Annotated in this window: 8 protein-coding genes; 1 reads left to right on the top strand and 7 read right to left on the bottom strand. The window is 40.4% G+C overall.

What is annotated here, in order from left to right:
* From IPJ16_06625 to IPJ16_06605, 5 genes are all read right to left on the bottom strand, one after another.
* Positions 1 to 972: a fibrobacter succinogenes major paralogous domain-containing protein gene (locus IPJ16_06625; GenBank protein MBK7626863.1), complete on the bottom strand. Its 972-nt coding sequence runs from the start codon at positions 970 to 972 to the stop codon at positions 1 to 3.
* A gap of 178 nt (positions 973 to 1,150) precedes the next feature.
* Entirely contained in the window at positions 1,151 to 3,052 is a 1,902-nt protein-coding gene (locus tag IPJ16_06620; GenBank protein MBK7626862.1) for a CocE/NonD family hydrolase, read from the bottom strand.
* Positions 3,053 to 3,092: 40 nt separating this feature from the next.
* Positions 3,093 to 5,498 carry a bifunctional SulP family inorganic anion transporter/carbonic anhydrase gene (locus IPJ16_06615; protein MBK7626861.1) on the bottom strand — a complete coding sequence of 802 codons (2,406 nt, stop codon included), beginning with the start codon at positions 5,496 to 5,498 and terminating at the stop codon, positions 3,093 to 3,095.
* A gap of 53 nt (positions 5,499 to 5,551) precedes the next feature.
* On the bottom strand, positions 5,552 to 6,754 hold the full coding sequence (locus IPJ16_06610) for a hypothetical protein (protein ID MBK7626860.1): 1,203 nt from the start codon (positions 6,752 to 6,754) through the stop codon (positions 5,552 to 5,554).
* Positions 6,755 to 6,766: 12 nt separating this feature from the next.
* A complete protein-coding gene (locus tag IPJ16_06605; GenBank protein ID MBK7626859.1) occupies positions 6,767 to 7,879 on the bottom strand; it encodes a family 16 glycosylhydrolase in 1,113 nt (370 codons plus the stop codon).
* Between the two features lie 189 nt (positions 7,880 to 8,068).
* On the opposite strand from IPJ16_06605, the gene IPJ16_06600 reads away from it, so the two are divergent.
* Entirely contained in the window at positions 8,069 to 10,099 is a 2,031-nt protein-coding gene (locus tag IPJ16_06600; GenBank protein MBK7626858.1) for a CotH kinase family protein, read from the top strand.
* 27 nt (positions 10,100 to 10,126) lie between these two features.
* Here IPJ16_06600 and IPJ16_06595 read toward each other — a convergent pair whose 3' ends face one another.
* Both IPJ16_06595 and IPJ16_06590 read right to left on the bottom strand, forming a co-directional pair.
* Positions 10,127 to 11,377 carry a PQQ-binding-like beta-propeller repeat protein gene (locus IPJ16_06595; protein ID MBK7626857.1) on the bottom strand — a complete coding sequence of 417 codons (1,251 nt, stop codon included), beginning with the start codon at positions 11,375 to 11,377 and terminating at the stop codon, positions 10,127 to 10,129.
* 177 nt (positions 11,378 to 11,554) lie between these two features.
* Positions 11,555 to 12,463, bottom strand: a complete 909-nt coding sequence (locus IPJ16_06590; GenBank protein ID MBK7626856.1) for a sugar phosphate isomerase/epimerase — start codon at positions 12,461 to 12,463, stop codon at positions 11,555 to 11,557.
* Positions 12,464 to 12,508 lie beyond the last annotated feature (45 nt).

Genomic DNA, 12,508 nt, shown 5'->3' with positions numbered 1-12,508 from the left:
TCAGGGATCCTTTAAACAGCGGACAGAATACCCATAATTATCAGGATAAATACTGCTGTTTATATATGGGGCATCAAAAGTAATTGTCTGATGCCATTTTCTGTCGGTTAATGTTTCATATGAGCACCACCAGTTCCCGCTGGCATTTATAAGTCCGAAACTGCCGTCTCCGCCTCTCTGACCTCCCGGAAGGGCTGTGAATCCGCTTTCGTTGGTTGCACCTGAATTTGGCATTTGCCAGTGTAAAATACCCATTTCCTTCAGCTTGCCTCCTGCACCCGGACCTCCTAAATAGACAATCAATGTGTTCCATTCTTCTACAGAAGGAACATGCCAGCCTGCAGGACACAGGTTGCCGGTTTCCACAACATAGGAATTATAAAGTGCTCCATATACTTTTTTATAACTATATGTTTCAGGATCATTATTATACCATGAATAGGCCGGGGTTGTTAGTGCTGCCCATTTTGCATTGTCGGTTACAAGTGTAATAGACTTACCGTTATTATACTTTGTTGATCTGAGGTTTTCTGCCATCCAGGTCTGACCTCCAATCTGCAGAGTCCTGTAAATATTTCCTTCTCTGTCAGTCATTGATCCATACTTAATATTTGTATTGAACAGGACCTCCCCTGAAAGCGTGGTAACAAATGTTATATCCTTTCCCCGGGTTGTACCCATGAGGCTTTCCAGTTTTACGCGATAATGATATTTGGTTTCTGATGATAGTCCCGATATAGTCGCAGAAACTTCAGTATCTAAATTACCACCTATCTTTTCCGGCAATCCGTCAACTGACTGACCATAATTATCTGTTAATCCATATTCAAACACAACTGATGTAACCTGATTATTTGCATTAACTAAAGAGACAACATCAACTTCAGACTGACTTACAATAGTTGCATTGTTTGATATAACTAAGGGAGACAAATCATTTACTGAGCAGGCAGCCAGCAGAATTGTTATCATCAAAAGGGCTGTTTTCTTCATCGACTAACAACTATGATTCTGACTAAATAAAACTTATCAATATCAAAATTATACCAATTTGGTATTGAAAGCAAATTTTATTTTTTCGTATACATTGATAATCTGATGATTAACAGACTGTGTACCCTTCCCGATAAAAAAAGACATTAGCTGATAGCTACCTCTTTAAAACCGGCAGTCTAACACTGCTCGGGTATTTGTCAGTATGCATAACTTTTATGGTCGCTTTTTGAAAATCTGCTTCCGTTGCTTCATATATATTGACAAACTTCTGAGGATTACGGTCAGCAAGCGGAAACCAGCTGCTCTGGATCTGGACCATTATCCGATGACCTTTTTTAAAGGTATGAGCCACATCACTTATGTCAAATCTTACCTGTTCAACCTTACCCGGGGTAAATGCTTCTGGTTTTTCAAAGCTCATCCTGTATCTTCCTCTGAAAATCTCGCCGTGTACCAGCATCTCATAACCTCCCATCGGATATATATTCTCAGGATCAGAATCAGCATATATATCAGGTTTATTATAAGAAAGATTATCGGGGAATACATCAATCAGCTTCACTACAAAATCGGCATCAGTCGTTGAAACGGAGGCATAGAGATCAGCTGTTACTACACCGGTAACAGTAACATCCTCAGTTAAAACGGGAGTTTTAAACGCAATAACATCAGGTCTGCGTTCTGCAAAGCGCTGGTCGTCAGTCATATATTCCCTTGTCCTGACATAATGAACATCTTCCGTATAAGGAACCGGCTTAGCCGGATCGCTCAGGTATTCTGTATAGCCGGAACCTGATTGTGGCAGTTTCCAGTCTAGGTCTCCTCCCTTTTGAAGATAGAGCAGTCTATCTTCCTTTGCATTTGGTGGCCACTGATCAAATTCCCTCCAGGCATTTTCCCCGGTAATAAAAATTGTTGCTTCAGCGAGTTTAGGTGCACCTCCTTTTCCTTTCAGATAGAAATTGAAAAAGGGAATCTCTACTCTCTGCTGATACCATAACGAAGTGTTGCTGCCAAAATTGATATTTCCGAGATGGGTACCGTCACTATTTGCCCATTGTACATGATACCACGGACCCATTACAAGTTTATTAAATTCTTTCCCTGGATTATTCAATTCAGCTGCCTTGTATGAATTCCAGGCTCCCCAGGTATCTTCCGCATCGAATAATCCGCCTACCCAAAGCATTGCCGGTTTTAGATTTTTTGTTGCATTTCGTGCATCGCGGGCTTTCCACCACGCATCATAGTCGGGATGTGCAAACAGGTCTTTCCAGAAGTCATTGTTGTAACCAAGTATCTTTGAGAATGAAGACAGAGGACCTGTCTCAAGATAAAATTTATAATTGTCGAACACTGGGGGATTAATAGTCTTGGCTGCAACCGATGTTGGTACGGGATGAGGAGCGCCAAAACCAGACCCCATAACAGAGTAGAAACTAAAAGCATCAAGAATAAAAAATACCCCGTTATGATGAAAATCATCGCCAATGAACCAGTTAGTCACCGGAGCCTGCGGACTAACAGCAACTAATGCGGGATGATTGCTGGCAGCCGCCATGGTTGAGTAAAATCCGGGGTATGAGATCCCGAATACACCAACTTTACCATTATTATTAGGTATATTTTTGATAAGCCAGTCAATTGCATCGTAGGTGTCACTTGCCTCATCGATATCATTAACCGACTTCTTGTCGGGATTAAAGGGCCTGATATTTACAAACTCTCCTTCGCTCATCCATCTTCCCCTTACATCCTGGGTTACCATAATATAGCCTTCCCGCAGGTAATACTTTAAATACGAATTCCAATAACTCTTCCAGTTACTCTCTCCGTAAGGGGCACAGGAATAAGGTGTCCGTTCAATTAAAACAGGATGACTTTCGGACATATCCTTTGGCATATAAATCGATGTGAATAAGTTAATACCATCTCTCATCGGAATCTGCCTCTCGATCTTTGTATAGTTATTTACAATCCATATACTATCTGCATTCTGGGCGTATGACATTATGAACCAGAAGCTTAAAATGACAATAAGGCAGATTTTTTTCATTTTACAAAAGTTATAATTCTAAAATACGGCGAGCTCACCATCAAACAGGCAGCCTGCCGATATGTAATTCTTTCTGAGCTGTTGAAAGCATTTCAAACAATGGATGACTATGTAATTCTTCAACCGACTTATGCTTGTTTACATTTACAATTACGATGTCGCCCATTCCTTTACCAAATTCACCCTTGAAATCATAGTATCCGGCCATAACAGTAAGCTGCCCGGACTGTACCAGATCCTTATATTTCTTACAGGCTATATTAACCTGGTAATCAAGGTTTTTTTCGACAATATGAGAATGGAGCTTCCCAAAATCCTTATTTGTCTCCAGTTCCTTTATACTCGGCTGAAGGAAGTCAAGCTCGTGTTTTATATTATAAGTCTCCTGTTCAAATCCTTTTAAGTAAGCCTTTATTGCTCCGCAGTCTGAATGTCCCAGAAAGAATAGCAGCGGTGTTTTCAGATGATATATGCCATAATCAACAGAGCCTTCTGTTGATAAAATCTGGTTTCCAATATTCTGTATTGAAAAAACCTTATTAGACGTGTCGGGCAACAGCGAGTTAAGCGGAACTCTTGAATCACAACATGTTACAAGCGTAATGTAGGGTTTTTGCTCATACCCGAAACTTTCAAAATACTCCTTGGGATGGGTCTGTGTAAAATAGTTATTTCCCAATACAATCTGAGCAACAATCTCAGGTGTATTCAATGATTTTGGTTTTACAGCAGGCTTTTTGATATCGGGTTCCCTCTCTCCTATTGAAGTAACTATAATATCATGAAGTGTATCGCGCCGGCTTACATGACCGAGCAAATGCTCAATCTCTTCAATCCTCAGAGTATCACGCACTTCTGAGTGTGCTTCGGCAACTTTGAATTCAATATTTCTGGCTTTCAGATTTTCATATAAACGTTTAATAAGCCTGGCTCCGCTTGAGTCTATTGTTGCAGATGTGCTAAGATCGAAGATTACAACTTTCAAAGATGAATCCATCGACTTAACTTTGGCCCATACAGTATTGTAAATTGTTGCTACATTGAAGTAAACCAGGGTTGATTCCACACGGAATATCAGAGCACCCGGAATCAGTTCATTATCAGGATGCCGCTTTATGTCGGTGTACCTGTTGGTTCCCGGAATCCGGCCAAGAAATGCCACATGAGGACTAGATACATTCCTGATAATCAGGATCAGAGAGAACAATGCTGCAATAAGTACACCATGTAAAATACCGAAAATTATAACACTGACTAAAGCAATAAGTGCTATAGCAAGATCGAAGCGGTTAACTTTATATAACCTCTTCATTGCCTTTAGATCGAATAATCCTTTTATAGCTACCAGGACAATTGCAGCAAGTATTACTGTTGGAAGGTTTTTAAGTAATCCTGTCAGAAACAGGAGGCAGACAGCGATGCTTAATGAAGCAACTACAAGAGAAACAGGGGTTTTTGCACCAGCCTTCTCATTCACGGCTGACTGTGATAAACCTCCGCTTACAGGATATCCATGTCCAATTGAAGTTGCCAGATTAGCGACTCCCAGAGCAAGCAGTTCCTGACGTGTGTCAATCTCGTATCCGTTTTTCTGTGCCAGTGTTTTAGCTGCCGATACACTCTCAATATAAGCTAAAAGAAAACATGCAAATGCCAGAGGAATAATTTCCCCTATATCAACCAGGTTTAAAGATGGCATCTTTAATTCAGGCAACCCGCTTGGTATAACTCCAACTGTTTTAAACCCCATTGAGCCAAGCGGGGTAAACGTAATAATCAGAACCGATATTGCCACAATAACAATTGCAACCGGTTTGCCTGGTAAAAGTTTTTCCCCGGCTATCAATAAGATAATCGCTGAAATACCAAATATTAAAACTGCAATATTTGTTGCCGACAATTGTCCTGCAAGAATAGTAACGCGCTCTATTGATCCCTCGCCTCCTCCCGGTACTCCAAATAATTTCGGAAGCTGTGAAAGTCCGATAGCAATTGCTGCACCGGCTTTAAAACCCACTAATACAATTTCGCTGATGAAATTTATTATACTGCTTAGTCTGAGAATATATGCCAGAATACTCATTCCGGAAAATATGAGGGCCGATAATGAGGCTAAATCGACCCAGCGCTGGATATCTCCTCCTGAGAGATTGGCAAGCGTAACTCCAATTAGCATGGAAATGGCAGATGTCGGGCCAACTGCCAGTTGCTTACCTGTACCAAGCAAAGCATAAAAAATACCTCCAATAAGATATCCATAGATTCCATATTGGGGTGGCAGGCCTGCCAGGGTGGCATAAGCCAGAGACACCGGAATAGCATAAGCAGCAAGAGTAACACCGGAGACCGCATCGCTGCCAAATACAGTAAGAGAATAATCCTTAAGCCATTGCGTTGACGGGATATGCTTGTTCAGTTCCCTTTTGAATCGTTCTGAAGTACTCATAAAAAAAGCGTTGGAAAGATTTTTTGAAATTTACGGATCAGATTTTTGCCCGGCTAATATTTTGCTGAGAATTTTCTGGCATACCCGATAACAGGGAATGCAACAAACTTTGTTTCGTTGTAAGCATTTGTATACCAGTAGTTCCCCTTATATACCCATGGAATTTCCCCATATGAACGGAAAATATATGAAAGGCCAAACTGCCAGCTCCTTACATCTTTGTTCCTGTTAATAAACCGGAACCCTGCCATCCCGTAAAAAAAGAACATATTCTGCTCATACTGTTCGCTGTAATATGTATAATCATAGGGGGGATTATTATTATAGTAACTATAATTAGCAGTCTGTTTGGTCTTTACAACCGAGGTATAGTTTTCGGTGATGAAGTAGATGTGGTCTGAGATCTGCAGAAGAGCGGCAAAGTTTAGGACAGGCGAATTAGTTTTATTAGTGATTTCACCGTCGCCCAGATAAAGATAACCTCCTCCAATAGTGAAGTTATTATAAGAATTCCCCCTTGTGTAAGTTGCATACAAAAGGTTACCCGAGAAATTGGTTCCCCAGGTTCCTATAATCAGCATATCACCAACAGCAACCGCCGACTTTTCATTTACAGGTATAGTAACCTTCGGTGTAAGGTAAAATGGGAATCCCATAATTGTGGTTCCCATTCCAATCGAGAATTTATCACTTATTCCATATTGTACATCGTGTACAAAAAAGTACAATGTATTATAGTATAGTTCCCCCTTCTCAAGATTATATGAAGAAGGAGAAAAGAAGTACCGCGACTTATGCTGGCCGGGATCTGTCAGGGGTTTATCCTGAACACTTTGTTCTTCAGAAACCTCTTTTAAGGATTCGGGTGTGAGATCACCGGTACTTTTATAAGGATTCTTAATTATTTCTGAAAAAGCATAATAGAGAAGAAGAGCTTTTTCTGAATCATTGGCTGTCACAATCTTAGATCCTATATTCTTCGATCCGGCGGCTTTGTCATTGCAATCTGATACAGACATAAATAATTCATTGTCCTGCGTCGATAGTGTAACAAACCAGTAGTCGCATCTCCTCCTGGTATCAATCATTGAAGTGAGTTCATATGAATCAGCACGTAACCGCTCTGAAAGCATTGTCTCAGTCTCACCTGTCAATATTCCGGCCTTATCAGTAAGAGCAACTTTGCTCTGTGTATAAACCGGGGAAACAGCAATGAGATTTATTGCTGTAATAAGGAGAAAAAGGTTCTTCTTCATTGTAATTCAATTTTATTGATAAACCCTTATATAATCAACGATCAGATGCTGAGGAAATTTTGTAGTCTGGTCAGGCGAACCGGGCCAGTTTCCTCCTACAGCAACATTAAAGATAAAGAACTCCGGGAGATCAAAAGGAAAACCACTGATCTCGGCTCTGCTCAGACTATAATATTCTTTATTGTCAACTAACCATTTAAACCGGCCGGGTGTCCAGATAAGGCTAAAAACATGAAATCCGCTACTGAATTTACCTGAAGTAAGTGAATAACTGCTTCCTTTCATCTGATGCCCATTTGCATCCCAGTGCACTGTTCCATAAGTAGTTGCCGGCGCATGACCTAAAAGTTCCATTATATCAATTTCTCCGCATTTTGGCCAGTTAACAGTTGAAATATTGCCACCGAGAGCCCACAGAGCAGGCCACACTCCCTGTCCTTCAGGCACTTTGGCACGTATATCAACCCTGAAATAAGTAAATTCCTTCTTCCCCTTTGTTGTTATCCTGCCTGACGTATATGAGGAGGGAATCGGACTAAGGGCTGAAATATGCAGATAACCACTATCGATGTGCACATTTTCGATTGAATTGGTATATACCTGAAGCTCTTTGTTGCCCCAGCCGCCTCCACCAAGTTCATAATTCCAGAATGTTGTATTCAGCTGACCTGTATTGAATTCATCACTCCAGACAAGCCTGGAATAATCGACATTCATTAACTTAATTTGCAGATCTCTGCCGGTAAGATTGCAGTTAACAGGATTTCTGAACACCAGCTTGAAGATCACATCCTTCTTCTGTGCAGTATCCGGAATAATACTGATTTTAATGGTCTTCAATACTTCACCCGGCTGAAATATCAGTTGTCCTGAACTTACTCCAACATAATCCTTTCCTGCGACAGCAGTACTGTCTGATGTGAAATAGTCAAGGCTTACCTCTTTTTCGTATGAAGCTGAAAGATACACGCTTACATCTGCTGTCGATCCGGTTATATCCTCTGCAACCTCAACCACACCATTTATAGTTACAGAAGGCTTAAGATCATCAGAGTTCTTTTTACAGGAGACATTAATGAAGGTATTTATAATCAGTGTACTTAAAAGAATGTAACTCTTTATCATTGGAACAGTGATATTTATTATCAGTTTATTTGCAAAAAGAGTACCTGTAAGTAAGTAACCTTCTTATACAAAGATAATAAAGATGGGAAAATATCTTCCCAATTCAGATAACTGATTACCTTCAACCAAACTATTGAAAACAATTGACGGGAACTAAAGATATGCTACTTTTATAAGCCGGAAAAGGCAATGATGAAACACACCGCAATCATATCGTTTCTCCTGATTTTTATAAACATGTTTTCCCGTGCCCAGGAGTTTACTGACAGCAACCTTCCTATTGTGATAATTACAACACCAGGTGTTACACAGATCGTTGATAATCCCAGGATAATAGCTTCAATGAAGATAATTGACAGGGGAAACGGAGAAAGAAACTACCTCACAGATGTAAATAATCCGGCATTTCTCAATTATAACGGGAAAATAGAGATTGAGATAAGAGGCTCCTCGACCCAGACACGCCCGAAGAAACAATACGGATTTTCAACACTCCTCGACGACAACAAAACAAATAATAATGTAAGTCTTCTTGGTATGCCGCCTGAAAATGACTGGATCCTCAACGGAATGGTCTTCGATCCATCATTAATGCGCGATTACCTTTCCTACAATCTCTCCCGGATGATTGGGGAATATGCATCACGCACTGCCTACTGTGAATTGGTAATAAATGGCACCTACAAAGGATTATACCTGCTTCAGGAGAAGATCAAAGCTGATGATAACAGAGTGGATATAAGCGATATCAGCAAGACAGACAATACCCTGCCGAACCTTACAGGCGGCTATATTATTAAAGCAGATAAAACTACGGGCGGTGACCCTATAGCCTGGACTATGTACAGCTCTTTCGGTGCAGCAATTGGTTACATTCACGAGCAGCCTGAGCCGGATGAGATTACATCAGTGCAGAGCAACTACATTAAAACCCAGTTCCAGGTGTTCGAAACATCTGCCTTTTATTCCCTAAATTCTGATCTCAGCGAAATATCTGAATATATCGATATCCCTTCATTTATTGACTATATGCTGATCAATGAGCTGGCCTCCAATGCAGATGCCTATATGTTCAGCACCTTTTTTCATAAAGACAGAAACGGCAAGCTCAGGGCCGGACCCGTCTGGGACTGCGATCTGACCTATGGTAACGATATTTTCATATGGGGTTTTAACAGGAGCAAAACAAATGTCTGGCAGTTCTCAAACGGTGATAATGAAGGATCAAGATTCTGGAGGGACCTCTTCCGCAACAAGCAGTTCAATTGCTATATGTCGAAAAGATGGAGTGAACTGACAAAACCCGGACAGCCATTGAATACTTCCGTCATTGAATCATTTCTGGATCAGACCAGGAATAAAATAAACGAAGCAGCAATAAGAGATAATGCACTTTGGTCATCTGTAGGGAATCTTCAGGAAGAGGTCAGTAAAATCAAGACTTTCCTCAATGTCAGAACCGAATGGATAAACGGTAATATTGGCTCTTCTGCAGATTGTGAAAATATACCTGTTCCTCCTCTTGTTATCTCGGGTATTATGTATCATCCTCCGTCGTCTGTATCACTCACCGAAAGCGATGATCATGAATTCATAGAGATCACAAATAACGGAGATAAGGATATTAATATGGACGGGATCTATTTCAGCGGAACAGGTTTTGTGTACCAGTTCCCGTTTTACTCAACAATGAAATCAAACTCTTCAATAATTCTTGCAGGTAATATAATGGCATTCAGGACAAAGTACGGAAGTGATCCGTTCGGTCAGTTTACAAGGCATTTATCAAATAAAGGACAGAAAATTGTCCTGGCCGACCGTTACGGAAATGTAATCGACGAAGTTCATTACTCCGATACCATACCCTGGCCTGATGCCGACGGAAACGGAAAATATCTTAAACTGAAAGATCCTGGTCTTGACAACACTATTCCGGGAAACTGGTCAGCATCAGATGACATAGTTGTTTCTGACCGAAGTGTTGCAGGCGATGATGACCTGACGCTTTATCCAAATCCAGTAGAAGATCTGCTTAGAGTTGCCGCCCCGTCTGAAATTAAACAAGTCAGCTTTTACAGTATTCAGGGCCAGTTGCTCAAAGAAGAATATGTCAATAGCCTCTCTTACGAATCAGATCTTCATTCATTACGGGCGGGAATCTATATCCTTAAGATCCGGACATCAGATAAAGTGTACACTAGGAAAATTGTCAAATATTAAAATCCTCAACAGATCCTTTTGTTGTGCCTATTTTATCTGGTAAACCATCAGATAGTCACCGTGCCTCATATAAAGCCTGCCTTTTCTTATGACAGGATGAGCCCAGAAAGGTCCTTCCCCTTTTGTGATCTGAAATTCGCTTACTATATCAAGCTTTGCGGGATCCGGTTTAACAAGGGCTACATGACCTGATTTCTCTTCAAAAAGGTATAGCATTCCATCTGCTGAAATAATTGATCCTCTTACATACCATTTCTCTGTCCAGAGGGTTTTGCCTGTATTCCAGTCTACACAGATCCAGTTATCAACCGGTTGTGCCTGGTGTGTTGATCCGTAAATCTTATCGCCCAGAAGAACCACACCACCATGCTGGGGATCAAAATTCCGGTTCTCCCATACTTTTTCAACTGAATTACCATCGGCTGAAAGCTTCAGCTTCAATGCCACCCAGTTGTATCCATTAGCTATTAAGATATGTCCATCCTTATAAATTGGTGTAATGGCATGATTTTTCATAACCCTTCCCGTTCCAGCATTTTCAGCAGCATAATCAACTTTCCACAATATTTTGCCGTCTTTTGCATTAACTGCAAAAATATTTGTAGCCATAACAGTTACAATCATCTTCTTACCTGCATATTCTATAAGCTTAGGGTTTATATACTGTGGACTCACATCGATAGGCTCAGTCTCCCACATTACTTTACCATCATTAACATTGAATGCAACAACTGATGCTTTCTTCCCCCCCGGCGAAGCAATAACCATATTGTCAACAATAAGTGGTGATTCTGAGATCCCGAACATTATTGGCGTTCCTTCATAAAGTGCATAATGATTCTTCGACCATTTGATCTTTCCGTTCGAATCGACACAAACAATATCGCCACTGCCACTGATAAGGAAAATATTCCCATTGTAATATGTTGGAGTAGATCTCGATCCGGTATGATTTTTAGTCCATGCTTTGCCGTAAACAGTCTCCCATTTTACCTTTCCGTCAAGGGTAAGTGCAAAGAGAATGTCTGAATCATCTTTTCTGCCTGTAACATAAATGGCATCATCTGTAACCGTTGCAGAAGAATAACCATCGCCCATGCCAGATACCTCCCAGATAAGTTTTGGACCGCCATCGGGCCACTTCTTCAATAATCCTGTTTCATTATAAATACCCGACCTGTCTGGCCCTCTCCATTCAATAAGCTGACTGTTTACAATGCCTGCTGTTATAACAGTAAGAGTAAGGGACAAGAATACTTTAGAAAGAAATGATTTCATTGGTTTCTATGGGTTTATAATTAATACTTCAAAAAAATTTTCGGGGAACTTTCTTTATTTATTCTGCAATTAAAATAAAAAAAGAATATCAAATCGATTTCAAATGATTTTTAACTTTTTTTTAAGAAAATAAAAAACCGGCATGTCAGCCGGTTTTTTATTTCATAAGATAACGTATTAAACGTAACCCCAGCTCTTCATAATATCAAGGTCCATTTTTACACATTCCATCGGTGTCTTGCCCTGGTATGATTCCTGCTCAATAATGTAACAGGTAGTTCCGCCTATTTTTGTAAGCTGGTCGACAACTTCCCTGGCATTCACAATTCCCTGTCCCAAAATAGTACTTTCATACATCTCAGTGCCCTCGGTTGCTTTGATCTCATCCTTTACATGGACATTTTCAAATCTTCCGGGATATTGATTCACCACATCAAGTGCAATTGCTCCTCCATTATATAAATTACCGATATCCAGCTGTATTACAACAAGTTCAGGATTAATGCTCTTCATCATTATATCAAATATCTTCTCGTCGTTCAGCTTTTCGGTGAACTCAAAAGAATGATTATGATACGCAAATTTCATACCCTGCTTCTGACACAGTTCACCGCATTTATTATAAACTTCCATATACTGTTTGAAACCGTCGTATGTGGCTCTCATGCTTTCATCCATCCACGGACTGGTAACATATTTCTGGCCAAGGATGCCGGCATCTTCAATTGTCTGTTTCCAGCTGTCTGAGAAATCCTTCTTTGCAGCATCCCAGTGCTCACTGCCCATAACGGTATGACCGCTTATCATCTTCAAACCAAGATCATCAAGAACCTTTTTAAACTCAGTCGCATTATATCCATAGAACTTGCGATCTACATAGTTAGCATGTTCAACATAAACATAACCCATTTTTGCCAGCTGTGTCAGCGAGCCTAACGGATCCTTTGCCATATCGTCGCGTATTGAATACAACTGAACACCGACATATCTCTTCTTGTCTGAAGAACAGGCAGAAGCCGGCAAAAGAGCTGCTCCCAGTGCTACCAGAGCACTGGTTTTAACAAAGTCTCTCCTTGATGTTTTCATTATTTTAGTTATTAGGTTGAGTTAATTAATAAACTACTCTGGTTT

This window comes from Bacteroidales bacterium, assembly GCA_016709865.1.
Lineage (GTDB): Bacteria > Bacteroidota > Bacteroidia > Bacteroidales > VadinHA17 > LD21.
This window is presented reverse-complemented; position numbering and strand designations above follow the sequence as displayed.